A 26,329-nucleotide genomic window follows, 5' to 3' on the forward strand; every position below is an offset into this window, starting at 1 on the left:
GGGGCCCCGCCGCGCGCGGGGCACCCCCACCAAGACCCCCATGTGCTTTGGGTCGCCGCCGTTGGTGGGGGGGTTGGTGTGGGGGTTACACCCCCCCCCCGCGTTACTTGGTGAGGAGGCGCGGATGTGGTGGGGCCTGGACGAGGGGATCTTCGATTCTGCCAAGCGCTTAATTCGTGAGCACGAGACCTACGTCAAATCAGTTCTGGATGAGAACGCACGCCGAACGCGGAGAAGCACTCTTAGTCAGGTGCCGTTGGCTGTAAAGCGTCCCCAAGCCTGGGCAGTCGATCCAGGGTTTAACCCGTATCTCGTTAGAGCACGTCGGGGCGCGATCGCACACGCGATCACGGCGAGTATGCGGAATCGTTCCTACTCTCCTCGACCGCCCGCTGGCTTCGAAGTGCCCAAATCTTCCGGCGGCAGTCGTGTAGTCAGCACATTCCAGATCGCCGACGAGGTAGTTTCGAATAGGCTGCTTCGTTCTCTAACTCGGAAGAACCTTCCTCGAATTAGTGCCCGCGCGTATGCGTATAGACCAGATCTGACGCCTCATGATGCCATAGGCTATATAAAGTCAGAATTTGCTCGTGAACATCGCGTATTTGTTGCTGAATACGACTTCAGTAAGTTTTTCGACACAGTTGATCATGCCTATCTTCTTGACACGCTTGATCGAGTCGGTATTGTGAGGACTCCTTTGGAGCAGTTCCTAATTCAGAGATTTCTTGAATCTCCAGAACCTTGCCTACCGTCTGAATTGGAAGGGTTGCCGAGAGTTCGCGGCATTCCACAAGGGACATCCGTCAGCCTATTTCTCGCGAATGTGGCGGCTGCGGATCTCGACAGAGAACTCGAACGTATCGGTGTTGGCTTTGTTAGGTACGCGGACGACACCCTCATGTGGAGCGCCGACTACGGGCGAATCTGTGATGCCGCTGCAGCCCTGCATCATGTGTCAGACAAGATCGGCTCAGAAATCAATGTGGAAAAGAGCCCGGGTGTTAGCCTCCTCGTTAAAGAAAGGGCCCAAGACGCGGAAATTAGAACTACGAAGTCAATTGACTATTTGGGTCACACGATAGGTCTCCGATCTACTCGGATGAAAGCCTCCACCATTGAGAGAATTAAGTCGAAGATCGAACACCTCATCTTCGTTAACCTTCTGCTTGAGCCTTTGCGGAAGGGGCAGGCGGCCACGCAGCTGACCGACGTAGACCGCGACTACGTGACCCTTATTTGGCAGATACGCAGATACCTCTACGGCCCTCTCAGTGAGAACGACATACGGCGCTTTCAACATGGATCCATTCCACCGATGTCATTCGAAGGTGTGATGTCATTTTTCCCTCTAATTGACGATGATGCAGGTTTGTTTGCCCTCGACACTTGGATGGCCTCGCAAATATGGCTCGCGATGCGAAAGCGGGAGCGGCTTTTGTTTGCCGCTTCACTGGCTTGCCCACCGCCTCTTGGGTTGAGCAAGGAAGAGCTAATTGGCTTTCAGTCAAAGTCAAAACGAACAGGTGCGTCACTTGACCTCCGAATGCCAAGCTTCCGCAAGATTGCTGGAGTGATTCGTACGGCCGTATCTACGCATGGTCTTGGTGTCGTTTCCGGCAAAGCGCCGCTCTACCTCTATGTCAACAATGGCAAGAGTGGGAAATGAAATCTCACGAAACTCAATTCTGCTGGTATCGCATTTAGTTTTTCATGCGTGTAGGCACTGATCGGCATGTGGTTGCGTGCGAACACTCCGACTCACCCGCAAGTTTGTTGCCGCGGTGGCTGGTGGCCTCGCACGAGCGCCGACGACATCGAGGCCACTGGCGAGAATAGGGTGGACACCGTATCGGTTCTTACGCGCGAGCCTTCTGGCCTGAGTCAGGTCGGATGGTTAGCGAGCGGTATGAACGGTCGCGCACCACGTGTGACGGGAGTATCGGTTCGTACCCGTCACTAGATGGCTGCCGATTTGTTCACCGAGACCCCTGATGTAGGGGCGTGGTGGTGGGCCACGTAGAACTGAGCGAATGACGCGGTATGCATACGACTCGGGGGCGGGGACGCTGGTCGCTACCTGGGGGACCGGTCGGGGTGATGTCGCCGAGACGATCGCCGAGGTGCCGGGGGCGGAGCACGGGGTGGAGCTGGCGGCGGCGCTGGCCAGTTTGGCGCGGTTTCAGTGGCGGACCTATACGCATCCGGCGACCGCTGCCGGGGATCCCGATGTCGAGAACGGGGAGGCGTGGCGGCGGGCCGAGGAGCGTGGTCGGTTCGCGAAGGTGGAAGACGCGCTGCGCACGCCCAACCTGCCCGATGAGGACGGGTGCATGCTCGTCTTCTACAGCCCCATCGAGGAATCGGCGCATCACCTCGGCCGCGTGCTCCATGCGATCGGCGATGCGGCCCTGATCGACCGCTTGGTGAACGAGGTGCTGACCGAGCAGGCGGCGATCACGGCCGCGGAGCTGGGCGATCTGGGCGGTCGGGCGCGACAAGCCGTCGAACTGACTCGACCGGAGATCTCCCCGGTCCAGGTGCACGCGGCCGACACGCTGCTGCGCGCCAATCCCTTGGGCACGATCGACCTGTTCACCGAGCTGGACCCCGCCGCCGCATCGGTCGCCGCCGCACACTGGCTGCGCGCCGCGGCAACGGTGGCGGGCGAGGTCACGGGCCTCGAGCCGGTGGACGTGGTCGCCGAGGCGGACGACATCGAAGCACTCCAGGTCGAAACCCCGACTGTGGTCTTGGAACGGCTCAGTGAGGGGGAGACGCCGACACAGGTGGTGGTCGACCTGATCGCCGATGCCATCGCCGTCTCCGAAGGCAAGGTCCGCGACCTGGACGGAATCATCGACGCCGCGCAGGAAATCGAGGAACGCGACGAGGACGACGATCCCGACGCCTGGACCGACGGCTACCGCATCTGCCGCCTCGACCCCACCCGCCCCGCGATCGACCTGCTCGAAGACCTGCTCGGCGCCATCCGGGGCTGCTGGCTGGTCTTCAGCGAAGCGGACAGCGGCGTAACCTTCGAGAACGCCGTCCGAGCCGAAGCGGACGCTGATACCTCCCGCTTGCAGTAATTCGCGAAAAGCCCTGCGCCACAAGGTGATTACCTGTGGCGGCAGGGCTGCTCACGGAGCGGCAAGGCGCGAAAACTATCCGCCTGCGCGACGGCGGAACGTCCGCTTCCCACCCGCCTGAGCATGCGTACCACGCACTTTGGCGGAATTCTGGGCGGCCCCACCCGCGGAGGAGTGGCCGTTCTTCCGCTCGAGCGCCTCGCGGAACTTCCGCTTGGTCGCCTCTTCCGGAGTTTCGTTCGCGGCACCGGACTGTTCGGCGGAGACTTCCTGTTCATCGGGCATACCTACAGCCTGCCACCTCAGCGCACGTTCGCACACCATCGCCCGGCCCACGATTGACGCATCGGTAGGATCCACCGATGCGGGGCATGCCAGGAGGGACGTGGCGGTGATCGAAGTATGGGGTGCGCGGGTCGCGGTCCGGTATGCGGACGGGCGGCTGGTGACGACGCCGCTGCGCGCCGACAACGAGATCGCGCTCGACGTCGGCGTGGCCGAGCTGGGCAGGATCGCGCTCGCGACCACCGAGGACGGGCAGATGGCGCTGCTGCTGTTCTTCCGGTCGGCACAGTTCGTGGTCAACGGTGCGCCGACGGATCGTCATCCGGTGCCGGTGTTCCTGGAAACCGATCTACGCGAGCAGGCGCAGGCGCTGATCAGAGCTGTCGAACGCGACCTCGTCAGCCTACGCAGGGTGTTTCCGCCCCGCCCGAATCTCGTTCCACCGCAAGCAGTTCAGGCTCCGAACGGCCGGCACCGTCCCGATGTCACGGCGGCAGCGCGCCGAATGCGCCACGCGGGCAACTCCCTACGCGAGATCGACATCCTGCACAGCTGTGCCCGCCCCGACGAGTACGTTCTCGAACTGGCCCAAGCCGGCCACGAGGGTGCGCCGGGTCTGGTCGCGATCACGACTCTGCGCCTGCTGTTCGTCTCCGCGTGGGCGGTGTACGAATTCCCGGTCTCGGTTCTCACCGGTGCCGAAGTGCTGACGGAACCCGGAAAGGTTGCGACCCTGCGTATTTCGGGCGCAGGCACCGACCTGGACTTCGTCGACTGGGAACCGGCCGACTTCACCCGCATCACCGAGGCCGTCCGCCTGGCCTGCGAAATCGAGCACGTCGACGGATCCATCGCCCAGTCCATGCCCTGCTCGGCCGACCTCTTCGGCGAATGGCAACTGCTGGTGGAACGCCGCAAACTGGGAATGGTCGACGACGACCCGTTCCGCCGTCAAGCCGTCGGCATCATGCTGACGATGCCGGGCTGAACACCGGCGCACCCCGATGTAGGGCCACCCGCCGCCACGGACTCGACGGCCGGAGGTGCAGCCCAGCGATCATCCGCCTACGTTCGGCCACTTGGCTTTTCGCGGCCGACAGATCCTGGGTGGCCGCCCAGAAGATCGCGCCCGTGAGGAAGCCGTCGCCGAACTGCCGCCAGTTGCGATAGTGCTGACGCGCCCGATCCAGCCCGGTCAGCATGTGCTCCCATGCCTCGTCGTCGGTCAGATAACCCGCCGTGCACGCCGCGCGGGCGATGAACACCAGCCGGGCCAGATCCCACGCGGTGGCGTCGATCTGCAGTGGCGTCGGCAGACTGTCGGTGATGCCGAGCTTGATGGCTTGCAGCCACGCGTCGTAGTCGCGATCGATCCCGGCAGGCCCGCGATAACCGCGGAAACCCGAGAGCGTGTGCAGGAATTCGCGATGTTCGTCGGCCAGCCCCGACCGGTCGACGCGGCCGGTATCGGACGCGGCCATGACGGCGAGTGGATGGACGAGTTCGAACAGCGGCGCGTGCATCCCGGCCAGCAACCGCCGCACGGTGTCGTGCGCGTCCTCGGCATTGTCGACGCCCCACGACTCGTGCAGTCCTTCGATCGCGGTCTCGCGCCGGGTCGACGCGCTGTCGGGCTCCTCCGGCAGGAACGCGACGTCATCGCACTGTGCACCCCAACTGCGCCCGTAATACGCGCCGACGGCCAACGCCCGGATCCGGTCGTCATCGACCCGCGCCCCCGACCACACGTCCGGCTCGATATCTATATCGGCGCCGGGAAATCCCGCCACCCGCGGCCGTCCACCACGCACTGCTGCTGTCGGTTGCATGTGGCACCCCTCTGCCGAGCGAACGTCGTGCCGTCAGATCTTACGGTGTTGGTTGGAGCGCTGGCGCGCTCGAGTCGGGGCCCTTCGGGCCCCTCCAAGTAGAGACATACGGGGTTGTTGTCGGTAGGTAGGGCTACCGTCGAAGTGTGGCCGAATACCGGGAACGCGAGTCGCGGCTGGACCGTGCGGTCGTCTGGTCGCGAACCATGCCCGCCCACACCGGTCCGGTCACGGTGTTCCCCGACGGTTGCATGGATCTGATCTGGACCGAGGGCACGCTGATGGTCGCGGGCCCGGACAGTCGCGCGTTCCTGGCGCCGACCGCACGAGCGAGCGAATTCGTCGGCATCAGATTCGCGCCGGGCACCGCGCCCACGTTGCTCGGGATTCCGGCGGTGGAACTGCTCAACCAGCGGGTCGACCTGGCCGAGCTGGCGCCGTCGCGCACCACCCGCGAACTCGTCGACCGCATCGACAACGCGCCCGACCGCGTTGCGGCGCTCGAGACGATCGCATTGCGATTCGCCACCGAAAACGGCCCCGCGGACCCGGCTCTCACCGCCGTTGTCGATTCGCTGTCGGCCGGCGCGACAGTCGCCGAGACCGCCGATCGGACGGGTATGTCGGCCCGGATGCTGCACCGGCGCTCCCTGTTCGCCTTCGGCTACGGACCCAAGATGTTGGCTCGTATTCTGCGCTTTCAACGTGCGCTGGCAGCGGTTCGCACCGGAATTCCGGCCGCGCGAATCGCCGCGACGAACGGCTTCGCCGACCAGGCACACCTGTCGCGGGAGTTCCGTGACCTGGCGGGATGCTCGGTAGGCGCCCTGCAACACCGCTGATCGGGCGTCTCGCTGCCCGGAAAGTCTCATTCGGCACAGCGTGACGGAAGGTTTAGGCTCAGTAGTGCACGCCCCGTCGCAAGTGCTTAGGCCAGTCCGAAACACCGACGAGAGGATGTGACCCGATGATCGACGAATCCGTGTACTCCACCCTCCGTATCGAGGCAGAACGAGACGAAATCCGCCGGCTTGTCGTCGGCGCGGTCGTCGTCCGCCATCATCGTGTGCTCATCCTGCGCCGCCGACGACAGGATTTCCTCGGTGGCCGGTGGGAGTTGCCCAGCGGCGTCGTCGAGCCGGGTGAGGCACTCGACGAAGCGCTTGGCCGCGAAGTCGCGCAGGAAACCGGGCTCGAGGTCACCGGAGTCAGCGACTACCTCGGCGATTTCGACTACCTGACCGGCGAAGGCGCCCGCACCAGGCAGTTCACCTTCGTCGTGGAGGTGGCCGCGACCGGACCGGTGACGCTCACCGAGCACGACGCGCACCTGTGGACCAGGCTCACCGGAGAACCCCCGGTGAGCGACGAGGTCCGCGAGATGCTCGGCCGCTATCAGCAGCGCCAGCGCGACCCTCACGACTGGTCGGCCTACTCGGCGGGCAACGGCGCGTAGAGGTCGATTCCGTGCCCGTCGGGGTCGGCGAGCGAGGCGTAACGCTGGCCCCAGAAGGCATCCCACGGTGGGAGTTCGCCGTGATGGCCGGCGTCGACGAGCTCGGCGTAGAGCTTGTCGACCTCGGCCGGATCGGCGCATCGAAACGCCAGACTGCTGCGGCCGGGACCGGTCGGCGGCTGCCAGCCGGGCATGAAGGAGGCGATCGTCGCCTCGGTGTCCAGCGCCAGCCGCAGGCCACCGCCGATCACGGCCTCGGCATGCCCCTCGGATTCGGCACCGTCGGGGAAAACCAGTCCCAGCCTGCGGTAGAAGGCCACCGAAGCGGCCATATCGGAAACAACAACGGACACGACATCGAGCTGTGGAGTCATATTCTCAGCCTAGGCACCCGAGCGGGTGCGGTCTTGAACGAATCGGACGTCAGCGCGCGGGCACCGGCACCAGTTCCGCGATCAGGTTCCCGATCAGAATCTGCAGGTGGTCGCGAATGCCGCGAACCACCTCGATCGGCTGCCCGGCCGGATCCGACAGCACCCAGTCGCGATAGCTGATTCCGGGAAAGTACGGACACACCTCGCCGCACCCCATCGTGACCACCACATCCGAGAGCCCGACAGCATCATCGGTGAGCGGGGTCGGCCGTGCGCCGGAGATATCGATCCCGATCTCGGCCATGGCCGCCACCGCGGCGGGATTCAGCTCGGCCGCCGGTTCGCTGCCCGCGGTGCGCACCTCGATCCGGTCACCGGCCATGGCGCGCAGGAAACCCGCCGCCATCTGTGATCGGCCCGCATTGCTGACGCAGACGAACAACACGCTGGGAGTGTGGGCCATGGTCGCCCTTTCGGCGCAGGGGCGAAGTGCTTGTGGCGCTTCGGATATCACCCGTCATCATTCCATCAGGGCGCTGCGGCGGGGGCGGTGCGGGGGATCCGGCGACACTGTTGTCCGAGCGATGTCCGCACCGCCGCGGCGTCAGTCTAGTGAGCCGAGCACCCGGTGCACGTAGTCGTTGGCGAACACGCCGGTGGGGTCGAAGCGCCGTCGTACGGCGGTGAAGCGGTCCCATTCGGGGTAGCGCGAACGCAGCGTCTCGGCGGTCTGGAAGTGGTGTTTGCCCCAGTGCGGCCTGCCGTCGTAGGCGTCGAACACCGCCTCACACGCGCGGAAATACGGCTCCCACACCATGCCCTGGTACTGGTGCACCGCGATGTAGCAGGTCTCGCGTCCACCCGCGGGGGACAGGAAGGCGTCGTCGGGCGCGACCCAGCGCACCTCGATCGGCATCGGTGTGCCGAATCGCCTTCCCAATGCCAGGATTTCGCGAATCGCCTCGGCCGCGTGGGCGCGCGGGATCGCGTATTCCATCTCGTTGAACTTCACCAGCCGCGGGGTGGAGAACACCCGGTAGGAACGGTCGACCTGCCGGTTGTTGCTGCCCGCCAGGGTGGCCGCGCGGTGAATCATGGGGATGGCGGCAGGAATTCGCCGACCCAGCCTGCACATGCCGTCGTAGACATGGTTGGCGATCAGGATGTCGTTGATCCACTCGCGCACCTTGCCGCGCGGTTCTTCGGGCGACTCCGTGCGATCGATGGACTTGGTCATCGCCGTCTCGCTGTGCGGGAACGCGAAGAACTCGAAATGATCGCTGCCGTCGGCGAATTCGTCGATATCGGCGAGCACCTCGTTCAGTGGCACCGGCCGCTCGACGCACTCCAGCACGAACGACGGCTCGAGCTGCAAGGTGGCCGCGGTGACGATGCCGAGCGCGCCGACACTGACCCGCGCCGCCCGCCAGCCGTCGGGGTCGGTCTGCTCGTTGAGCTCCACCCGGGTGCCGTCGGCGCGCAGTACCTCCACCGAGTGCAGTGCCGCGGAGATGTTGCGCAGCCGGGCGCCGGTGCCGTGGGTGGCGGTGGCGGTGGCGCCCGCGAGGCTCTGGGTGTCGATGTCGCCGAGATTGGGGAAGGCCAGCCCGTGTCCGTGCAGTAGCGGGCTCGCCGCGTGCAGCGAGATCCCGGCTTCCACCCGGACCAGTCCGGTGTCGGCGTAGACATCGAGGACCTTGTCCAGACCACTGAGATCGACCAGCGTGCCGTCGGTGAGCACGGCGTCGGTGAACGAGTGCCCCGACCCGGCGACGCGTACCGTCCGCCCCGCGGCGGCCGCCTCCGTCACGATCGCGGCCAGTTCCCCGACGTCACGCGGCGCGGCGACGACGGCGGGTGCGCAGCGCTGCTCGCCTGCCCAGTTCACCCAGGTGCTCTTGGTCATGTGTCCAACAGTAGAGGATGCGCTGTGACGCGCGCTACTCGATGGACAGGTTTCGGCTCAGCGGCGGCGGCCGAGGCAGCCGGCGGCCTTGGCCTGCTCGACCTCCTCGTTGGTCATCGGCGCGACCAGCAGTGGCCTGCGCGGCACCGCGTCGGTGCGGACGCCGTTGAGCGCGATGGCCATATACCGTTGCCACACTTCGGAATTCACTGGACCGGCGAACTCGGCGATGGAATTGACCATGTGGATCAGCGCGAAGAAGTCGGAGGTGGCGACGTCGGCGTCCACCGCGCCCGCCACGCGCGCACGATCGATGATGCCCGCGACCGCCGGTTGGATCCGGTCGCGCAACTCGGCGAAACGGGCCGGATCTTCCTCGAGTTCGAGCATCACCTCGCCGAAACCGCGGTTGGTCGCCAGGTGTTTGCACGCACTCTCGAAGAACTCGACGAGCGCGAGCCAGGCGTCCGGGTTGCTCATGGCCGCGTCGGCCGCGTCGGCGAAGTCCTTCACGTGCTGGTCGAAGACCTCGGCGATGAGTTCCTTCTTGTTCGCGAAGCGCCGGTACACCGTGCCGACGCCGACTCCGGCGCGCTCGGCAACGTCGTCGAGGGTGATCTCGAGGCCGTGATCGGCGAATAGCTCACGGGCGGCCGCGACGATGCGTTGCTGATTGCGCGCGGCGTCGGCGCGCAGTCTGCGGGGTGGTGTGGCAGTCGTCGTGGCGTGATTCACAAGTACATCCTATCAATCCAGGGATTAAGTGGAGGTCGTTTCTCCGTTACTCTGGTAGCTTCGAATGAAGCGGAGGCGGTATCTCCGATTATGCCACCAGAAACCACCCGCAGACCTACTAGGGGAGTTATGACCACCACACTCGACACCGGGCTCGAGAGCCCCGCGGATACCGGTCGCCGCGGCTCGCACGCCCTGCGCTGGTGGGTGCTTGCCGTACTCGGCATCGCCCAGCTGATGGTCGTGCTCGATGCGACGATCGTCAATATCGCACTGCCTGCGGCGCAGGCAGACCTCGGCTTCGGCGACGGTGACCGGCAGTGGGTCATCACCGGCTACGCCCTCGCCTTCGGCAGCCTCCTGCTGCTCGGCGGCAGGCTCAGCGACCTGTTCGGTCGCCGCAACACCTTCATCGTCGGGCTGATCGGCTTCGCGGTGGCCTCGGCCATCGGCGGTGCGGCCACCAGTTTCGAGATGCTCGTCGCGGCCCGGGTCGGCCAGGGTGTGTTCGGTGCGCTGCTCGCCCCCGCCGCGCTGTCGCTGCTCACGGTCACCTTCACCGAACCCGGTGAACGGTCCAAGGCGTTCGGCATCTTCGGTGCCGTGGCCGGTGCCGGTGGCGCGATCGGTCTGCTGCTCGGTGGCGTGCTCACCGAATGGGCGTCGTGGCGCTGGGCGATGTATGTCAACCTGATCTTCGCCGCCGTCGCGCTCGTCGGCGCCGTGCTGCTGCTGGCCAAGCACACTTCGACCTCGCGCCCCAAGCTCGACTGGTACGGCACCGTCACCGTCACCGCCGCGCTGTTCGGCATCGTCTACGGCTTCTCCCACGCCGAGTCCAACGGCTGGAGCGACCCGACCACGCTGGCGTTCCTGATCGGTGGCGCCGTGCTGCTCGCGGCCTTCGTGTGGATAGAGACGAAGGTCGCGCATCCGTTGCTGCCGTTGCGCATCGTCGCCGACCGCACCCGTGGCGCGTCGTACCTGACCGTGTTCGTCATGGGCATCGGCATGTTCGCGATCTTCCTGTTCCTCACCTTCTACATGCAGCTGACACTGGCGTACACGCCGATCGTGACCGGTCTGGCGTTCCTGCCGATGGTGGCGGGCATGGTGGTCTCCTCGACCACCGCGCCGTCGCTGCTGCTGCCGAAGGTCGGCCCCAAGATCGTCATCAGCGGTGGCTTCCTGATCGCCGCCGCGGGCATGCTGTGGCTCACCCAGATCGGTCTCGACTCGGGCTATGTCACCCATATCCTGCCCGCGCTGGTACTGCTCGGCCTCGGCCTCGGTGGTGCGATGTCGGTCGCGTTCCAGGGCTCGACGGCCGGTGTGCAGCACGAGGACGCCGGTGTCGCCTCGGCGATGGTCAACACCAGCCAGCAGGTCGGTGGCTCCATCGGCACCGCGCTGCTCAGCACCATCGCGGCCTCGGCGATGACCGACTACGTGTCGGCGCATCAGCCGGGCCCGCTCACCATGGCGCAGGGCGCGATCGAGAGCTACACCACCAGCTTCTGGTGGGCGACGGCCACTTTCGTGCTCGGTGCGATCGTGATCGCGGTGCTCATGCCGAACACCGTGCCCGCTCCGGCCGAAGGCGAGCCGGTGCTGGCGCACTGATCCAGCACAACTGCGACGCGATGGCCCGAACCGACAATCGGTTCGGGCCATCGTCGTTCGCCGGTGGGGTCTGCTGAAAGTTTGCCGCAACCGCACCGCGCGCCCTCGTGTCGGTGGGTCTCGATACCATGAGCAACGACCACCACACGGATCGGCCAACGGGAGGGCAGCGCATGACATCGCGGCCTCCGGCGCTCGATCCCGCCGTCCTCGCGGCGATCTCGGTAGGGGGCGGCCTCGGTGCCGTCGCGAGGTTCGGGATGGGTCACTGGTGGCCGGTGCTCCCCGGCCGATTCCCGTGGTCGACATTGACGGTGAATGTGCTCGGCTGCTTCGCGATCGGGGTGCTGATGGTCGTGGTCACCGAACTGTGGGAGGCACCGAAACTCGTGCGGCCGTTCCTGGGAATCGGTGTGCTGGGCGGCTTCACGACTTTCTCCACCTATAGCCTCGAGATTCGTAGACTCATCGGCACCGGTGCGACGGGCACCGCGGTGGCCTATCTCGGTCTGTCGGTACTGGCGGCACTCGGTGCCGTGGCAGTCGCCATGATCGCGACCCGGTGGGTCGCGCGGCGGGGGTTCGCATGAATTCGACGACGGAAGGGGGTGGGCCGATGGTCGAGATGTCGGTTCCCACACGGGGAGGCGTGGCATGACGGTGGCGCTGGTGATGGCCGGTGGCATGCTCGGCGCACCTGCCCGGTACCTGATCGACCGGCAGATGTCGGCGCGGTTTCCGACTGGGCTGCCATGGGGGACGCTAACCGTTAACATTGTCGGTTCGGCGTTGCTCGGGGGTTTGATCGGCGCGAGTGCGGGCAGTTCGCTGCTGGCATTCGCGGCAACCGGCTTCTGTGGTGCGCTGACCACGTTCAGCACGTTCGGTTACGAGACGATCCGTCTGGTAACCGAGGGCGCCTACGTGTATGCCGTGGGCAATGTCGTGATCAGCGTCGCGGCGAGCCTGGCCGCGGTTTACGCCGCCGCGTCCCTGACCCAGTGGTTGTGCGCATGATTCTCATGACCAGCCGCGCGCAGCCGACACGGAAGGGAACACCCACCATGGCCCACGATCGCGCCGGACGGCCCGCCCGCCCGACCGACCTGGTGGACATCGCTCACCTGGTCACCGCGTACTACAGCCTCGTCCCCGATCCGGACGAGCCGAGCCAGCAGGTGGTGTTCGGTACCTCGGGGCACCGTGGGTCCAGCGAGGACGGCGCGTTCAACGAGGCCCACATCATGGCGATGACGCAGGCGATCGTCGAATACCGCGCCACCCGTGACATCACCGGCCCGGTCTACCTCGCGCGCGATACCCATGCCCTGTCCGAACCTGCCTGGACCACCGCACTCGAGGTCCTGGCGGGCAACGACGTCACGGCCGTGATCGACGCCCGTGGCCGCTACACGCCCACACCCGCACTGAGTCATGCCGTCTTGAACCACAATCGCGGCGGCACCAAGCACCAGGCCGACGGCATCGTGGTCACCCCTTCGCACAACCCACCGCGCGACGGCGGCTTCAAATACAACCCGCCACACGGCGGCCCCGCCGACACCAAGGCCACCGACGCCATCGCCGCCCGGGCCAACGAACTGCTGCGCGGCGGCCTGGCCGGGGTCAAACGCGTCTCGCTCGATCAGGCGATGAACTCCCACGTGCAGCGCTACGACTACCTCGACAAGTACGTCTCCGATCTGCCGAACGCGTTGAACCTGGACGCGATTCGCGGCGCGGGCATCCGGATGGGCGCCGACCCGATGGGCGGCGCGAGCGTGGACTACTGGGAGGAGATCGGGCAGCGCTTCGATCTCGAGCTCGAGGTGGTGAACCCGTTCGTCGACCCCACCTGGCGTTTCATGACCCTCGACAGCGACGGCCAGATCCGGATGGATCCGTCCTCCCGCCACGCCATGGCGGCCCTGGTCGGGATCAAGGACGACTACGACATCTCCACCGGCAACGACGCCGACGCCGACCGGCACGGCATCGTCACCCCCGACGGTGGCCTGATGAACCCCAACCATTTCCTGGCCGTCGCGATCGAATACCTCGTCGCGAATCGGATGTGGTGGGACGCGCTCACCAAGATCGGCAAGACGGTCGTCACCTCGTCGATGGTCGACCGCGTGGTCGGCGTGCTCGGGCGGGATGTGCACGAGGTGCCGGTCGGTTTCAAGTGGTTCGTGCCCGGATTGTTCAGTGGCAGTTTGGCTTTCGGCGGTGAGGAGAGCGCGGGCGCGTCGTTCCTGCGGATGGACGGCACCGTGTGGACCACCGACAAGGACGGCATCCTCCTCGCGCTGCTCGCCGCCGAGATCGCCGCCGTCACCGGCCAGACCCCGTCGGCCAGGTACGGCGAACTCGAACGCCAGTACGGCAGCCCCGCCTATGCGCGCATCGACGCCCCCGCCACCGGGGAACAGAAGGCCAAACTCGCGCGCCTGACTCCCGACGCCGTCACCGGCACCGAGATCGCGGGCGAGGAGATCACCGGCATCCTCACCACCGCGCGCGGCAACGGAGCGCCGCTGGGCGGGCTGAAGGTCACCACGGAGAACGCCTGGTTCGCCGCACGTCCCTCGGGCACCGAGGACAAATACAAGATCTATGCCGAGTCGTTCCTCGGTCCTGAACATCTCACCCAGGTGCAGGCTGCGGCCGAGGAGATGGTGAACCAGGCGCTGATCGAGTGAGCGCTCCGGCCAAAGTCCGGCTACCCGCCGAGATCTGGGTCCTGATCGCGGCCGCTTTCGTGATCGCGCTCGGGTTCGGTCTCGTCGCACCCGTGCTGCCGCAGTACGCGCGTGAATTCGGGGTCGGCATCGCGGCCGCCTCGGCGATCGTGAGCGCGTTCGCGTTGATGCGGTTGCTGTTCGCGCCCGCCAGCGGGCGGCTCGTGCAGAAGCTGGGCGAGCGGCGGGTGTATCTGGCCGGCATCGCGATCGTCGCCCTGTCGACCGGTGCGTGCGCACTGGCGCAGACGTATTGGCAACTGCTGGTGCTGCGTTCGCTCGGCGGTATCGGGTCGACGATGTTCACGGTGTCATCGATGGCGCTGATCATCCGGGTGTCACCGCCTGCGGCGCGTGGCCGGATCTCCGGCGTCTACTCGACGAGTTTTCTGATCGGGTCGCTGCTCGGTCCGCTGGTCGGAAGTAGTTTGGCCGGGTTCGGGCTGCGTGCGCCGTTCCTCATCTATATGGCCGCGCTGCTGGTGGTGTGTGTGATCGTGTTCGCCGGGTTGCGTGAATCGCCGGTGCTCACACCCGAGAACGGTGTGCAGCCGATCGAATTCACCTTCCGTCAAGGGTGGGCCGAGCCCGCTTACCGGGCGGTGCTGCTGTCGAGTTTCGCGGGTGGCATCGCGGTATTCGGTGTGCGGATGGCGTTCGTGCCGCTGCTGGTCGTCGAGACCCTGCACCAGGACATCGGCATGGCGGGCGTGGCATTGACGGTGTTCGCCGCCGGTAATGCGGCGGTGTTGTTCCTGTCGGGTCGGCTCTCCGACCGGTTCGGGCGCAAGCCGTTCCTGATCGCAGGCTCGGTCATCTGCGCGCTCGGGACCGGTGCGCTCGGCTTCGCGCCGAACCTGCTGTGGTTCCTGATCGCGTCGTTTATCGCTGGCCTCGGTTCGGGGATGTTCAGCCCCGTGCAGCAGGCCGCACTGGCCGATGTGATCGGTTCGCGTGCTCGCGGCGGCCCGGTGCTTGCCGCGTTCCAGATGGCGGCCGATTTCGGCACCGTGCTCGGCCCGATCGTCATCGGCTGGCTGGCCGAGCGCACCTCCTTCGGTGTGGGCATGGCGGTCACCGGCGCGGTGCTCGCGGTGTCTGCCGCGCTGTGGCTGGTGACTCCCGAGCCCTCGCAGATCATCCATCCCGAAGATCCCGAGCACCCCGATCACGCGGGTGACGGCATCGATCCGCAATGCAGCTGCGACGGTAGCCCCGACGGGGTGCCGGTGGTGCGTGACGGCATGGTTCCCGCCGGTCGACCCAGCGACTACCACAAGCCCCAGTAGCAGGTCAGCGCCATTTCGGCCTGCCCGGGCGGCGAGCCGGCGGCGACTCGAGGCAGAGTGGACGGGTGAGCACAGCCGGTTCTTCGCACAATCCGCGCCCCGTTTCCAGCAACACCACCTACGCGCTGGCCGCGGTGGCGGTCGTCCTCATCGGGTTGATGGTGTTCGCTGCCTACAAGTGGAGCGCCGAACCGCCGCCCGCCGTCCGCAACGAGGGCTACGGCCCCGTCCGCGAGGCCGCCGTGCAGGTCAGCGCCACCCCCGAGGGCGTCATACGCCTCGGCCGCCCCGACGCCCTCGAGACCATCGAGATCTTCGAGGACCCCATCTGCCCCGCCTGCGGCACGATGGAAACCAGCTTCGGCCAGGAACTCGCCCAGAAGATCGACGAAGGCAAGCTCGCGGTGAACTACCACCTCGTCAGCTTCCTCGACCCCCAGTCCAGGAGCAAGGACTACTCCACCCGCGCGATCGCCGCGAATCTCTGTGTCGCCCAAACGGGTTCGGGCCCCACCTACAGCAAGTTCCACGAGACGCTGTTCACGAAGCGGCAGCCCGCCGAAGGCGGCTCCGACCTGAGCAACCCCGCCCTCGCCACCATCGCCACCGAATCCGGCGCCCCCGAATCCGTCGCCGCCTGCATCAACAACGGCACCCAATCCGATGCCGCCAAGACCGCCGCCGCGAAAAACCTCGCCGACCTCGACGCCCGCACCGGCAACAAGGCCGCCACCCCCTCGATCTACGACGGCACCACCAAGATCAACTGGCAAGACGAGAACTGGGTAGTGAACCTGGCCCCATGAGCCCCCGCGTGAGGTTGGGCACATTCTACCCCTGACCAGCCGATCCGTCCCGCCTCACGTGCCCCCGAAGTCCCCGCCCCCACCCCACATTTTCGCCATCTACCAGCCGATTTGTTGTCTCTCAGACGCATGGTGTAACTTCATTCAGGCAGCAGCGAGAGCAGCTGAACAACTGAACACGGGGCTATGGCGCAGCTGGTAGCGCACCACACTGGCAGTGTGGGGGTCAGGGGTTCGAGTCCCCTTAGCTCCACAGAAATAGCAGGTCAGGCCCGGTCTTAGACCGGGCCTGACCTGCTATTTGTGTCTGACCCTGCGTTCCCCCCGTTTTGGTCCTGGATTCTGTTTGGCCGGTGCGGTCGTGCACCTGCTGTGGTTGCCGTTGTCGCAGGTTCGTGCCCCCGGCAGGACACGCAAAACATGGGCAACCGGAAAACGTCTGGTCGTCGCAGATTCCTATTCGATCTGACGATGCTGGTCGGGCCGGTCGGCATGGTTTCTGTTTCCCTCTTCGAAGTCGCCCGACCCGACCGGGACGCCTCCGACACCAATTCGCTTGATCAGCGCCTCGCTGACCGAGTGTGTCTTTGTCCTCAACAACGACACCGCCGACGACCAACAGAAGATCACCTACCTCAAAACCTCCCGCGACCGCGCTACCCGCCCCGCCCGTTACACCTCCCAAGAGGCGTTCTGTCAGATCCGAACACCCCAGCTGACATCTTGCAGCTGGCTGTTAGGCTGCGGATTCAGTCCAAGGGGAGCAAGGATCGCGCACGTGAATGCAGGGGATATCAAGGGGCGGAACCGGTCTCAACGTGGACTGATCATTACCGCAATCGTGCTAGGCGTCGCCGCGATCACCGCCGTCGTTGGCCTGCTCCGGTTCGGCGATGCGGGCGATGCCCCAGCCTTCACACCAACCACGACGCAGACGCGCAAGCCCTCGACCCTGGGTCTGGGAGTGATGTATCACTTCTCGCGCGCCAACGATGGGCGGGCTGTCGCAACCTTGATCATCTACGAGATTGTCCTGCTGCCAGCGTCGTGTCTGGAAGGGGGCGGCGAGCCTGGTCAAGAAGGTCTCGCGGTGCGGTATGAGGTCGACAATCCTGGGGCGCTGAGTTTATCGATCGAGCCGGGCTACGCCGAGATCACCACCATCGACAAGCTGGGTGCTTCTCACGGTGCGGGAAACGCCAGCTTGGCGGCTGGTTGCCGTGACTACCAAGCAGCGGCCAGTGCCGCGCCGGGCCGCAAGACTGCTGGCTGGGTTGTCGTTTCAGTGCAGCCCGACCAGGCGGCAGTGCGGTTCACACCAACCGTGTGGGCCGAGGATGCCACGCCGGAAACAGCCGCGCAGTCCCATGTCAAGCTGTCCCCGGCGAACGCGACGATCACTTTCCCGAATCCGCTGCCGACCCGCAGCGCAAACCGGACTCCCTCGCCCGCTGCCACCGAATCGACGACCACTGTCGCGCCGGTGCCAATTCCGGCACCGCGCCCGCCGACGCCTGCGGCTGGGAGGGACTGCGATCCAAGTCTCGACAGGTGGGTGATCGGGTCAGATGGTGGCCAACTGAAATGCGTATACGCGGACGGGTCGACGGCAAAGTGGACCCCCTCCTTGTCGTTCGCTGGCGTTAAACAGCCAGGCACCGTGTGTAGGCTCGGGAGCTCCGTCGCGGAGTCGTCGTCGGGCCAGGCGCTGATTTGCGCCTACGTAGGCGATACCGCTCATCCGGTGTGGACGCCCGAACCGTGACAGACGAAAAGCGGCCAATCCAGCCGGTACGGTGCTTCGAGTAGCTGGGATGAGTGGCTACGCATCGGGTTGGCGTAGCCGGATACCACCTCTCGGCCAGTCGAGCGACGGTGGGCGCTCGCCAGGCAGGGCCTCGTCAAGGCAGCAGTGGCGCTACGAGACTGTCGGCTTCCAGTGACACCGATCAAGTACGCAGGATTAGATGCCCGGCGTGGGGCCCTCGACGCGCCCCCGGGTGGAAGCCGTACTGCCCGGTCCGGGCTGAAGTGTCTGCAGCGCGGAGTATAATCCCTTGTTGCTGAACCTGATTCGCTGCAACTGGCGCCGGGTCGATCTGGGCACATCTGTCGCGTATCGGAGGAGATCGTTGGTGTGGACGCTGAACTTCGATCCTCGCCAGCCCTATGAGCTCATGACGCTCTATGTGGGGGTCAGGGGTTCGAGTCCCCTTAGCTCCACTCCACTCGTAGACGGCGCATGCTCATGGAGAGCATGAGCCGTTCTCGTTTCGTCGTGCCCGCGAACTGGCGTGTCGAGGGATCAGCCCAGGTGGGCGCACAGCAGCCAGGCGGGAACCGACTTGCGGCCACTGGGCTCGTCACGGATGCCCTCGAACCGGAACCTCGGGCCGTCGGCCGTCGGCCCGAAGTCGCCGACTGGCATGTTGCCATGGATTCGCGCCGGCCTGATCTCTTCGACCACCCAGTACTTCTCCACTGCCTCGCGAAGCTCGTCGGCGGTGACCGGCGATGGCCCCGGAACGGGCACTTCGGGTCGGTGCGGGCCAGCTCGATCGCGGTCGGCGACAGATCCAATCCCACGGTGGTGTAGCCCCCGCTCGGTCAGATACAACCGGGTGTGCAGGCCCCGGGTGAAATGGCCAAGGCAGTTGGGGCTGGTTTCGAGGGGAGCGCGATAAAATTGATCATGCGGCGGAGTTTCACCTCGGAGTGACCTGCGATGGGCGCTCGACCGGCAGGCGATGAAACCGCTGCCTTCGATCCGTTGGCCGATCGGGCAGCGAGCGATGAGGCGCGGCTTGTGGACGTGGTCGAGGCATTCACGGCGGCATGGGAATCGGCTGGAACGCCACCCGATCTGGCGAAGTTTGCGCTGGAGGGTGACACGGTCCGCCGGGCCTCGCTGATCGGACTGATCAAGGTCGACCTGAAGTACCGCTGGCTGCGCTACGACCGTCCGAAGCGGCTCGCCGATTACCGGGTACGGTTTCCGGAGCTGCGATCCGGCCCGATGCCCCGGCAATTGCTCTACGAGGAGTTCCACATTCTGCGTCGCGTCGGCGTCCAGGTCGACGTCGACGAGTACGTGCGGGAATACCCCGAGTACGCCGAGGAGCTCGATGTGATCCTCCGGCCGGGTGACCCGTACGAAAGCACGCTCATGGAGCGGCCGAGCGTGCCGATCGCCGGTGAGGAGCTCGAGCCCGGGGACCGGATCGACGACTTCGACCTGGTGCTCGAGCTCGGCCACGGCACGTTCGCCAGGGTGTTTCTGGCTCGGCAACGCTCGATGCAGCGACTGGTGGCGGTGAAGGTTTCCGCCGACCATGGCACTGAACCCCAGACCCTCGCCCAGTTGGAACACGAATACATCGTTCGGGTGTACGACCAGCGGTTGCTGCCCGACCGCGTGCTGAAACTCATGTACATGCAGTACCTGCCTGGTGGAACGCTGGAATCGGTGCTGAAACGGGTCCGCGAGACCGCACCGGAGCAACGCGGTGGACGGCTACTTCTGGACGCCGTCGACGAGGCGTTGGCGGAGAAAGGCGAGATGCGTACCTCGAGCGTCGGCGTGCGTGACGAGATCGCCGCTCTGTCGTGGCCGGAGACGGTGGCCTGGCTGGGACGTCGGCTCGCCGAGGCGCTGGACTACGCCGAGCGGCGGGGTGTGCTGCACCGCGACGTCAAGCCGGCGAACATCCTGCTCTCCGCTGACGGGGTGCCGAAGTTGGCCGATTTCAACATCAGCTTCAGCGATCACCTCGCCGGCAGCAGTCCGGTGACATACTTCGGCGGGTCCCTCGCCTACATGTCGCCTGAGCACCTCGAAGCGAGCCACCCCGCGCTGCCCGGCACTGTCGGCGATCTCGACACGCGCAGCGACATCTACGCCCTCGGCGTCGTGCTGTGGGAGTTGCTGACCGGGCGACGACCGTTTGCCCGGATCGAGGCGAAGGATTCACAAGAATACGTCGAGCAGCTGCTCGAAGTGCGGCGTCGCCCGATCGCGCGGGAATTCCTGGACGATCTGCCCGCGGACTGCCCGGCCTCGCTGCGCCGAGTGCTGCTGACATGCCTGTCGCCGCAGCGGAAGGATCGGTGGGCCCACGGTGCGGAGCTGGCCCAGCAATTCGAGCTGTGCCTCGACTCTCGGGCACGGGATCTGGTGGATGCGCCGCAGCGCAGCCGCCGGCCGACCGGGCCGCTGTGGCCGATACCGATTATCGCGATAGCGATCGGGGTACCGAACGTGGTCGCGGCCGGGTACAACTATTACTACAACAGAACTCTTATCGTCAGTAAACTCACCCCCGAGGCTCAGCAGTCCTTCAACTATGTCGCGGGGGTGCTGTATCCGCTCGCCATTGCGGTCGCCACGATACTGATTCTGTACATTTCGCGCCGCCTCATTCTAGTACTCGTAGGTCTGCGCTTCGGATGGACCTTTCTCGATGAGACTCTCACTCGGGCACGCATCGACGCGCTACGGCTCGGCAACCGGGTGGCGTGGATTGCTTTCGGGTTCTGGGTTCTCGGCGGTGTGGTTTTCCCGGTGCTGCTGAATCTGATCGCCGGGGGCGTTCCGCGCGGCACATACGCGCATTTCTTGCTGTCGGTCATCGTGTGCGGCGCAATCGCGGTGGCGTATCCGTACTTCGCGATCACCTGGTACGTGGTGCGGTGCCTGTATCCAATTTTCCTGGTACGCGGGCGTTCCGACACCGCCGACGTCGACCACCTCCGCAGGCTCGCTGGGCGCACCGGCTTCTACCTCACCGTGGCAGCCGCGATACCGCTGGTCGGCGTCACCGGTATCACCTTCCTGCCAGGGACAGAAATCGAATCCGTTGTCTGGGCGGTCCGCATACTGGGTGTCGGCGGCATCGTCGGCTTCGTGCTCGTCTATTTGCTGTTCGACGTCATCGAGAAGGATCTCCAGGCGCTCGAACGCGTTGCCAGCATCCAGGTGACTATTCAGTGAGCGGCGTCAGCACTTGCCGGGCGGTATGATATCCCGCTAATGACGGCAGTGGCCTTGATTGGGCCCCGATCGCGGGTCCACCGGCTATCGAGTTGTAGCTGTTGCTACTCGGCCGGTGGGTCTGCGATCCGGAGGCTGTCGCGACGCAGCCGCGCATCCGCTGTGAAGCTGACACAGCTGCAATCGACCGTCGTAACTCAGGCTTCGCCTTCGGTGTCGCGGCGGGTTCCCCAGCCGTCAATCGCGTTGTGAAACCATTCGAAAGGGTGGGGTATGTCCACATCGCTGATATCCGGTTGGCCGATGTGGGGATCCACCTTGTCGAACGGCAGTATGGCTGACAATGCGTCGCAGACAGGTGAGCGGCCGAGAATGATGCTGCCCATCAACGATTCCCAATCATCCCATGGGGAATCTTCTTCTTCGTCGTCGATAAAGTCTTCGTCGCTGCCCAACGGTATCTCGCCTGGCATCTCTACCTCGGCCTCGCGATACTGCTCCTCGGTCGAGGGGGCGTCGGCCACCGCGAAGGCGAACAGGAGTTCGTCGAAAACGAGTGGGGATGCTCAACCGGATGCAACCCGTGGGTCAGCATTTTGATGTGGCTTCGCCTTGCTGTGCCCGCGTGCCGTAGCCACAGTTGATTCCCTGCGATGGGAAAGAGTGCGCGGGGATCGATCGAGTCGAAAGGTGATATCTGTCCGCTGGTTCGGTTCCCACCGATCGAGCGCGGCGAGTAGCCGCCGGATCACTTCGGGTGGCGCGATTTCTACCGGGTGCGGTGGTTTCGTGTGCGGCGTGCGCTGGGGCAGTGTCACGGGTCCCCTGTGGGTCATTGTCGATGCGCCCACCGCCGCAGAGCTTTCGCCATCGTCGACGCTGCTCGCTACGCCCGATGTGCCGAGCAGCGTTGCCCGGCATACCCCGGCGGTGGGGCTGTGTGAACTGTGCGCCTGTCACGTACCGGGGTCCGGTGGTCGCGAACCACCGTGCGAGGTAGGGGGATTCCCCCTACCTCAGATTGTGGTGTGGCACGCCTACCGGGCCTTATCCTGGGAGGAACCTCCTCGCGGAGATCCGCACCCCCCGTCGACCTATCAGGGGTCTCTGCGAGTGGTCAACCCGCGAAGAAGGCAGGCCGCTATGTCGACCCCTGACGAACTCGCCGCGAAGGCGATCGGCGAACGCATCCAAGCAATCCGCACGCGTACTGGCCGGACACGTGCCGTTGTCGCCGGTCTGGTCGGCCGGTCCGAGGACTGGTTACGTGATGTCGAGAAAGGCCGACTCCAGCACCCACCCGGCCTGGAGATGCTGCTGCGCATCGGTCAGGCACTGGGCGTGCGGGACCTGACCGAGATCACCGGGGAGCATGAGTTGCTGGTGGGCATCTCCCGGCGCGCAGGGCATCCCGTTGTTCCGGCGATCCGTGAGGCCATCGAGGGCGTGGACCTGACACCGGTCCCATCGCCGGTCGATACCGCCGAACTGGCCGCCCGCGTCGAACGCGCGTGGAGGCTGTGGCACACCTCCGATACGCCCCGGGCAGACGCCGGTGCGATGCTGCCCGAACTCATCCGAGATGGCCGCCGGGCGCTGCGCACCCTGGACGGGCAGGAACGCCGGGCCGCCGCCGCTGCCCTGTCGGGCGCGTACGCACTATCAGAACAGGTGCTTGCGTGGGTCGCTGACGCCCCGCTGCTCTGGCTTGCCGCAGACCGGTGCATGTCCGCAGCCGAGATTGCCGACGACCCGGTCACTCTGGCGTCCGCATCGTGGGTACTCGGCAACGTTTGGCGCAGCACGGGCCGCGAAGATGATGCGTATCGCCTGGCGGCCGATGCGGTCGCCCTGCTCGAACCTCAGCTCGATGACGACGCCGACGCGCGTGCGCTCTGGGGTGCCTGCCAGCTTCACGGCGCGATCACCGCCGCCCGCATCGGCCGCGAAGGCGTTGCACTGCGCGGCATTGATCAGGCTATGGGTATGGCGAAGGCGATGCCGACCGGCAGCGCGCACCCGTGGACGCTGTTCGGCGTGGCCAACACCGAGATATCGGCCGTGTCCGTTCAGGTGGAGCTGCGAAAGTCGGGCGGTGCATTGGACGCGGCGAGTCTGGTCGACCCCGATTCCGTGCCGTCGATCGACCGGCGGGCACGGCTGTGGCTGGAACTGGCGCGTGCCTACGCCCAACAACGCGATTGGTTGGGGACGCTGGGCGCGCTGCGCACCGGCACAGCCGTGAGCGAAGAGTCCATGCGCTGCCATCCGCTGGCGCGGTCCCTGGCGGGCGAGTTGGTCACGCATGGGGGTCGGATCACCGAACGGGAATCGCGTGCGTTGGCCGGTCGATTGGGCGTCACGGCATGACCTTGCCGCGCAGGTGAGCGTGGTGTTCCGCTGTGCCCCAGTGTGCCAAGACAGGCAGAAACACAGTGGAAGGGGCGGTACGCATCGAACTGCGTACCGCCCCTGACCTGGGCCAGATGGACGGAGCCCCGCCCGCTGGAAATCCCTTGCGACACTGGCAGTGTGGGGTCATGGGTTCGAGTCCCCTTAGCTCCACTTTCGAGAGCGCCGCCGACAGCGGACAGACGGTCGTCGGTGATGCCCGTAAACGGCCTGCGTCATGCGCTACGAATGCCCGTTCCGGCCAGCGACCGCATCGGACGGTCATGTCATTGCTTCGGCACGTACGATGGGCCGGTCCAGTTCAGATCACCCTGCTTGGAACATGTGGCGTTGAAAGGGAATTCGGTCGTGTCGGACGTTGCCTTGTACTACCCGCACCTTTGGATTCGAGACGAGACTTGGCTGAAGTCGGCGCTCTTGCACTGGCCGCGGATTGCGCGCATGGTGCCTCGAGACGGCGATCACGGATACGGCGGATGGGGCAACGACCCGGAATCGGTAGGGCCGTGGCGGGGTTGCCTGCCTGGCGCAGTCCATTCGACGCTTGAGGCATATCCAGGCACACTCCTGGACATCGCGGTGGCGAACGTCGAGGAAGAAGTGGCCGATGCCTTTGCTGACATTGTCGGTGCGCGCGCCGATGAATTGCGGTCGAAGTACGGCATCGCAGGCATCCTGGGTGAGATGCCGCGCTATGGCTACCTGGCCAACAGTCGTTCCGCGGGCCAGGGTCTTGATGGTCTCGAGTGGATTCACGAACACAAGATGGTCTGGACGCTCACCGAGGCGTTGGTCGATGCTGAATTGGCGGTGAGGCACCACCGCTGGTTGGGGATGCATCCCAAGCTTGCGGCGGTGTACATGTGTTCGTTGGCCGAGCGGTTGGCACAACAGAATCGGATGGCCACGATCACCGACGAGCGGCACCTACTTCCCGCACTGAACGACTGGTCGGTCGCTACGATGGCCGCGTATCTCCTGGACGGTATCGGTGACTCATCCCCGGGAACAACCGCCGACGAGGTCGGCAGGCTTTTCACACTTCTCGCCGTGACGGCCGTCATCCCGAAAGACCTCGCCAGCATCCCGCTCGAGCAAATCCTGATGGTCAGAGAGCGGTTGCTGCCCAGGCAGCTTGCCTACCGCAAGTACCTGGACACCCTCACCGACACGTTTGCCGACCTTGCCACGGTCAACGAACCGACCGTCCTGCAAGAGCACCTGCACATGCTGGTTCGCAGCGAGATCGAGCCGCGGGTCGCGGAACTCGAATCGGATCTGCGAACCGTCGGATTCCAACCGGTGCGTTCAGTGCTCGGTATGAAGGCGTTGACTCCGTCCGCTCTGGTCGCTGCCGCGGTGAATCAGATCGGCCTTCCTCCTGTCGTTTCAGCAGGGAGTGCGGCGGCGGCATGCTTGATCGGCGCCACCGCCGACGCCCGGCAGAAGTCTCGCGATGCGCGTGACGAATCGCCGGTCTCCTATCTGGTCGGCCTCAAACGCGACCTCTCACCAAAGGATGTGGTTTCCCGCGCACGCAATTTTCTCCACCGCCGGTGACCGTCAGGTGTGATCCCAGGGGTTGATGACAGGCACGTCCATCGGCTCGAAGTCTTTGACATTACGAGTCACCACCGTCATACCGTGCTCGTTCGCCGTTGCCGCGATCATCGCATCGCGCTCGGGGCGAGGATCCGGCACGTGCAACCGTGCGGCGCGTCGACCTACGGCCAGGTCGAGTGGCAGGATTCGGTTCGCGAATACGTCGAGCACATCGTCTTCGAGCCACCTGCGCAGCCGACTGCCTTGGGCGGAGTCGCGGCGTTCAATCCGGCAGATGCCGACTTCGACCTCCATGATCGTGACAACGCTCAGAAACAGATCGGATGGTCGCCGTTGCGCCGCCCATGAGCGCACCGCTGGGTCCACGGACTGTGACGATTTGCGCAACTCGCTGATGACGTTGGTATCGAGGAGAAAAGTCACAGGTCCGCGACCCTCAGCTCCACTTGCAGTGGCGCCGGTTCGAACTCGATTTCGTCATCCATGCTCAGCCGGGAAACAAGATCCTGACTGTCGGCCTTCAGTCGTCGATAGTCGTCAATAGACAAGAGCACAAAAGCGTCCTCACCCCGATCCGTGATCACCACCGGCCCCTCAGTCGCAGCCCGTTTCGCAGCGCTGACATCCTGGTTGAACTCTCGAGCACTCATCGAAGACATTGCAGCGACTCCTAATGTAGGTACGTACCTACGATACCTCGGCTTGTGGCCGCCGCAAATAGTTCCAAGGGGTGAAGGTGGCCGACACGTTGCCCGGAGCAAGCCTGGTCAGGCGTCGATACGGTTGGCGGACCTGTGTTGGTCGCCCGACGTTCGGTGACCGGCACTCACCGCGAATACCGGGAACCCGTCGTCTCTGGGACACGGCTGGAATTGGACGCGCACCGGGCAGTTCCGGGGCGGGAGCTCGCCTTCGATGGAGGTGTAGACCCACGGTCCCTCGTCCAGTTCGACGATGGCGATCGTCAGCGGCTGCGCGCCGCGCATTCCGGTCGCGGCGCGATCCAGTACCCGCCAGGACACGATCGAACCGGCGCCCGACGACGGCAGCCACTCGAGGCTGCCGGATGCGCAGGACGAGCAGCCGACAGTCACCGCCGCGAACAGCGTGTAGCAGCAGGTGCACCGGCGGATCATCAATATGTCTTCCACGTGCCGCGTGGTGTCTTCGCTGGTTCTGCCGCTGTCGGCTGGATCGGGTGGGTACATCGGACCTCCGGGAAATGGGC

Annotated in this window: 26 protein-coding genes and 1 tRNA gene; 16 read left to right on the plus strand and 11 right to left on the minus strand. The window is 65.3% G+C overall.

The features are described from left to right. Positions 1-124 precede the first annotated feature (124 nt). Positions 125-1,669, plus strand: coding sequence for a reverse transcriptase domain-containing protein (locus tag ACFWPX_RS11240; protein WP_378927284.1), 1,545 nt, complete (start codon positions 125-127; stop codon positions 1,667-1,669). Between the two features lie 364 nt (positions 1,670-2,033). After that, a complete protein-coding gene (locus ACFWPX_RS11245; protein WP_378920804.1) occupies positions 2,034-3,092 on the plus strand; it encodes a hypothetical protein in 1,059 nt (352 codons plus the stop codon). Between the two features lie 75 nt (positions 3,093-3,167). Here ACFWPX_RS11245 and ACFWPX_RS11250 read toward each other — a convergent pair whose 3' ends face one another. Further along, complete coding sequence (locus ACFWPX_RS11250; protein ID WP_378920802.1) at positions 3,168-3,377, minus strand: DUF5302 domain-containing protein; 210 nt, start codon at positions 3,375-3,377, stop codon at positions 3,168-3,170. Positions 3,378-3,477: 100 nt separating this feature from the next. Between ACFWPX_RS11250 and ACFWPX_RS11255 the strand changes: the two genes are divergently transcribed. Continuing rightward, entirely contained in the window at positions 3,478-4,365 is an 888-nt protein-coding gene (locus tag ACFWPX_RS11255) for a hypothetical protein (RefSeq protein WP_378927285.1), read from the plus strand. Here ACFWPX_RS11255 and ACFWPX_RS11260 read toward each other — a convergent pair. Continuing rightward, entirely contained in the window at positions 4,343-5,206 is an 864-nt protein-coding gene (locus ACFWPX_RS11260) for a DUF1266 domain-containing protein (protein WP_378920798.1), read from the minus strand. The genes ACFWPX_RS11255 and ACFWPX_RS11260 overlap by 23 nt on opposite strands. A gap of 146 nt (positions 5,207-5,352) precedes the next feature. Here ACFWPX_RS11260 and ACFWPX_RS11265 point away from each other — a divergent pair, with 146 nt between their 5' ends. Continuing rightward, positions 5,353-6,048, plus strand: a complete 696-nt coding sequence (locus ACFWPX_RS11265) for a helix-turn-helix domain-containing protein (protein WP_378920796.1) — start codon at positions 5,353-5,355, stop codon at positions 6,046-6,048. 125 nt (positions 6,049-6,173) lie between these two features. Next, a complete protein-coding gene (locus tag ACFWPX_RS11270) occupies positions 6,174-6,662 on the plus strand; it encodes an NUDIX hydrolase (protein WP_378920794.1) in 489 nt (162 codons plus the stop codon). Here ACFWPX_RS11270 and ACFWPX_RS11275 read toward each other — a convergent pair. The 4 genes from ACFWPX_RS11275 to ACFWPX_RS11290 form a co-directional block, all read right to left on the minus strand. Then, the gene (locus tag ACFWPX_RS11275) at positions 6,638-7,036 is read right to left on the minus strand and encodes a VOC family protein (protein ID WP_378927286.1); all 399 of its coding nucleotides are present in this window, start codon (positions 7,034-7,036) and stop codon (positions 6,638-6,640) included. The two genes, ACFWPX_RS11270 and ACFWPX_RS11275, sit on opposite strands and share 25 nt — an antisense overlap. Before the next feature lie 49 nt (positions 7,037-7,085). Further along, positions 7,086-7,499 (minus strand): arsenate reductase ArsC, encoded by a 414-nt coding sequence (locus ACFWPX_RS11280; protein ID WP_378920790.1) that lies wholly within the window; start codon positions 7,497-7,499, stop codon positions 7,086-7,088. Between the two features lie 141 nt (positions 7,500-7,640). Further along, a complete protein-coding gene (locus ACFWPX_RS11285; protein ID WP_378927287.1) occupies positions 7,641-8,942 on the minus strand; it encodes a D-arabinono-1,4-lactone oxidase in 1,302 nt (433 codons plus the stop codon). 57 nt (positions 8,943-8,999) lie between these two features. Then, positions 9,000-9,677, minus strand: coding sequence for a TetR/AcrR family transcriptional regulator (locus ACFWPX_RS11290; protein WP_378920786.1), 678 nt, complete (start codon positions 9,675-9,677; stop codon positions 9,000-9,002). A gap of 129 nt (positions 9,678-9,806) precedes the next feature. On the opposite strand from ACFWPX_RS11290, the gene ACFWPX_RS11295 reads away from it, so the two are divergent. The 8 genes from ACFWPX_RS11295 (at position 9,807) to ACFWPX_RS11330 (ending at position 17,901) form a co-directional block, all read left to right on the plus strand. Then, complete coding sequence (locus ACFWPX_RS11295; RefSeq protein WP_378920785.1) at positions 9,807-11,300, plus strand: MFS transporter; 1,494 nt, start codon at positions 9,807-9,809, stop codon at positions 11,298-11,300. Between the two features lie 173 nt (positions 11,301-11,473). Next, positions 11,474-11,890 (plus strand): fluoride efflux transporter CrcB, encoded by a 417-nt coding sequence (crcB, locus tag ACFWPX_RS11300; protein ID WP_378920783.1) that lies wholly within the window; start codon positions 11,474-11,476, stop codon positions 11,888-11,890. A 64-nt stretch (positions 11,891-11,954) separates the two neighbouring features. Beyond that, entirely contained in the window at positions 11,955-12,317 is a 363-nt protein-coding gene (gene crcB / locus ACFWPX_RS11305) for a fluoride efflux transporter CrcB (protein WP_378920780.1), read from the plus strand. Positions 12,318-12,364: 47 nt separating this feature from the next. After that, positions 12,365-14,002 (plus strand): phosphoglucomutase (alpha-D-glucose-1,6-bisphosphate-dependent), encoded by a 1,638-nt coding sequence (gene pgm / locus ACFWPX_RS11310; protein WP_378927288.1) that lies wholly within the window; start codon positions 12,365-12,367, stop codon positions 14,000-14,002. Further along, the gene (locus ACFWPX_RS11315) at positions 13,999-15,330 is read left to right on the plus strand and encodes an MFS transporter (RefSeq protein WP_378927290.1); all 1,332 of its coding nucleotides are present in this window, start codon (positions 13,999-14,001) and stop codon (positions 15,328-15,330) included. Before pgm ends, ACFWPX_RS11315 begins: the two co-directional genes overlap by 4 nt. Positions 15,331-15,395: 65 nt before the next feature. Continuing rightward, positions 15,396-16,136 carry a thioredoxin domain-containing protein gene (locus ACFWPX_RS11320; protein WP_378927292.1) on the plus strand — a complete coding sequence of 247 codons (741 nt, stop codon included), beginning with the start codon at positions 15,396-15,398 and terminating at the stop codon, positions 16,134-16,136. A 180-nt stretch (positions 16,137-16,316) separates the two neighbouring features. Further along, positions 16,317-16,389 (plus strand) — tRNA-Ala (locus ACFWPX_RS11325). Between the two features lie 303 nt (positions 16,390-16,692). Next, the gene (locus ACFWPX_RS11330; RefSeq protein ID WP_378927293.1) at positions 16,693-17,901 is read left to right on the plus strand and encodes a hypothetical protein; all 1,209 of its coding nucleotides are present in this window, start codon (positions 16,693-16,695) and stop codon (positions 17,899-17,901) included. A gap of 540 nt (positions 17,902-18,441) precedes the next feature. Here ACFWPX_RS11330 and ACFWPX_RS11335 read toward each other — a convergent pair. Beyond that, entirely contained in the window at positions 18,442-18,669 is a 228-nt protein-coding gene (locus tag ACFWPX_RS11335; RefSeq protein ID WP_378927294.1) for a hypothetical protein, read from the minus strand. A 192-nt stretch (positions 18,670-18,861) separates the two neighbouring features. On the opposite strand from ACFWPX_RS11335, the gene ACFWPX_RS11340 reads away from it, so the two are divergent. Continuing rightward, the gene (locus ACFWPX_RS11340; RefSeq protein WP_378927296.1) at positions 18,862-21,126 is read left to right on the plus strand and encodes a protein kinase; all 2,265 of its coding nucleotides are present in this window, start codon (positions 18,862-18,864) and stop codon (positions 21,124-21,126) included. Between the two features lie 197 nt (positions 21,127-21,323). On the opposite strand, the gene ACFWPX_RS11345 is transcribed toward ACFWPX_RS11340, so the two are convergent. After that, positions 21,324-21,650 (minus strand): hypothetical protein, encoded by a 327-nt coding sequence (locus ACFWPX_RS11345; RefSeq protein WP_378927297.1) that lies wholly within the window; start codon positions 21,648-21,650, stop codon positions 21,324-21,326. Positions 21,651-22,269: 619 nt separating this feature from the next. Here ACFWPX_RS11345 and ACFWPX_RS11350 point away from each other — a divergent pair. Together ACFWPX_RS11350 and ACFWPX_RS11355 are read left to right on the plus strand one after the other, a co-directional pair. Then, positions 22,270-23,496 carry a helix-turn-helix domain-containing protein gene (locus ACFWPX_RS11350; RefSeq protein WP_378927298.1) on the plus strand — a complete coding sequence of 409 codons (1,227 nt, stop codon included), beginning with the start codon at positions 22,270-22,272 and terminating at the stop codon, positions 23,494-23,496. Positions 23,497-24,117: 621 nt separating this feature from the next. Continuing rightward, positions 24,118-25,098, plus strand: coding sequence for a DUF6236 family protein (locus tag ACFWPX_RS11355; RefSeq protein ID WP_378927299.1), 981 nt, complete (start codon positions 24,118-24,120; stop codon positions 25,096-25,098). 3 nt (positions 25,099-25,101) lie between these two features. On the opposite strand, the gene ACFWPX_RS11360 is transcribed toward ACFWPX_RS11355, so the two are convergent. The 3 genes from ACFWPX_RS11360 to ACFWPX_RS11370 form a co-directional block, all read right to left on the minus strand. Continuing rightward, entirely contained in the window at positions 25,102-25,524 is a 423-nt protein-coding gene (locus ACFWPX_RS11360) for a type II toxin-antitoxin system VapC family toxin (RefSeq protein ID WP_378912723.1), read from the minus strand. Beyond that, positions 25,521-25,751, minus strand: coding sequence for a type II toxin-antitoxin system Phd/YefM family antitoxin (locus ACFWPX_RS11365; RefSeq protein ID WP_378912722.1), 231 nt, complete (start codon positions 25,749-25,751; stop codon positions 25,521-25,523). Before ACFWPX_RS11365 ends, ACFWPX_RS11360 begins: the two co-directional genes overlap by 4 nt. Positions 25,752-25,868: 117 nt before the next feature. Beyond that, positions 25,869-26,252 (minus strand): Zn-ribbon domain-containing OB-fold protein, encoded by a 384-nt coding sequence (locus tag ACFWPX_RS11370; protein ID WP_378927301.1) that lies wholly within the window; start codon positions 26,250-26,252, stop codon positions 25,869-25,871. Positions 26,253-26,329 lie beyond the last annotated feature (77 nt).

It is taken from the genome of Nocardia sp. NPDC058518 (assembly GCF_042719655.1).
Classification (GTDB): domain Bacteria; phylum Actinomycetota; class Actinomycetes; order Mycobacteriales; family Mycobacteriaceae; genus Nocardia.

Bases quoted from the DNA above. Each gene is read 5' to 3' on its own strand.
- ACFWPX_RS11270 (WP_378920794.1), top strand. From the start codon at position 6,174: ATGATCGACGAATCCGTGTACTCCACCCTCCGTATCGAGGCAGAACGA.
- ACFWPX_RS11350 (WP_378927298.1), top strand. From the start codon at position 22,270: ATGTCGACCCCTGACGAACTCGCCGCGAAGGCGATCGGCGAACGCATC.
- pgm (WP_378927288.1), top strand. From the start codon at position 12,365: ATGGCCCACGATCGCGCCGGACGGCCCGCCCGCCCGACCGACCTGGTG.
- crcB (WP_378920780.1), top strand. From the start codon at position 11,955: ATGACGGTGGCGCTGGTGATGGCCGGTGGCATGCTCGGCGCACCTGCC.
- crcB (WP_378920783.1), top strand. From the start codon at position 11,474: ATGACATCGCGGCCTCCGGCGCTCGATCCCGCCGTCCTCGCGGCGATC.
- ACFWPX_RS11285 (WP_378927287.1), bottom strand. From the start codon at position 8,942: ATGACCAAGAGCACCTGGGTGAACTGGGCAGGCGAGCAGCGCTGCGCA.
- ACFWPX_RS11260 (WP_378920798.1), bottom strand. From the start codon at position 5,206: ATGCAACCGACAGCAGCAGTGCGTGGTGGACGGCCGCGGGTGGCGGGA.
- ACFWPX_RS11340 (WP_378927296.1), top strand. From the start codon at position 18,862: ATGGGCGCTCGACCGGCAGGCGATGAAACCGCTGCCTTCGATCCGTTG.
- ACFWPX_RS11245 (WP_378920804.1), top strand. From the start codon at position 2,034: ATGACGCGGTATGCATACGACTCGGGGGCGGGGACGCTGGTCGCTACC.
- ACFWPX_RS11240 (WP_378927284.1), top strand. From the start codon at position 125: ATGTGGTGGGGCCTGGACGAGGGGATCTTCGATTCTGCCAAGCGCTTA.
- ACFWPX_RS11365 (WP_378912722.1), bottom strand. From the start codon at position 25,751: ATGAGTGCTCGAGAGTTCAACCAGGATGTCAGCGCTGCGAAACGGGCT.
- ACFWPX_RS11280 (WP_378920790.1), bottom strand. From the start codon at position 7,499: ATGGCCCACACTCCCAGCGTGTTGTTCGTCTGCGTCAGCAATGCGGGC.
- ACFWPX_RS11275 (WP_378927286.1), bottom strand. From the start codon at position 7,036: ATGACTCCACAGCTCGATGTCGTGTCCGTTGTTGTTTCCGATATGGCC.
- ACFWPX_RS11295 (WP_378920785.1), top strand. From the start codon at position 9,807: ATGACCACCACACTCGACACCGGGCTCGAGAGCCCCGCGGATACCGGT.
- ACFWPX_RS11250 (WP_378920802.1), bottom strand. From the start codon at position 3,377: ATGCCCGATGAACAGGAAGTCTCCGCCGAACAGTCCGGTGCCGCGAAC.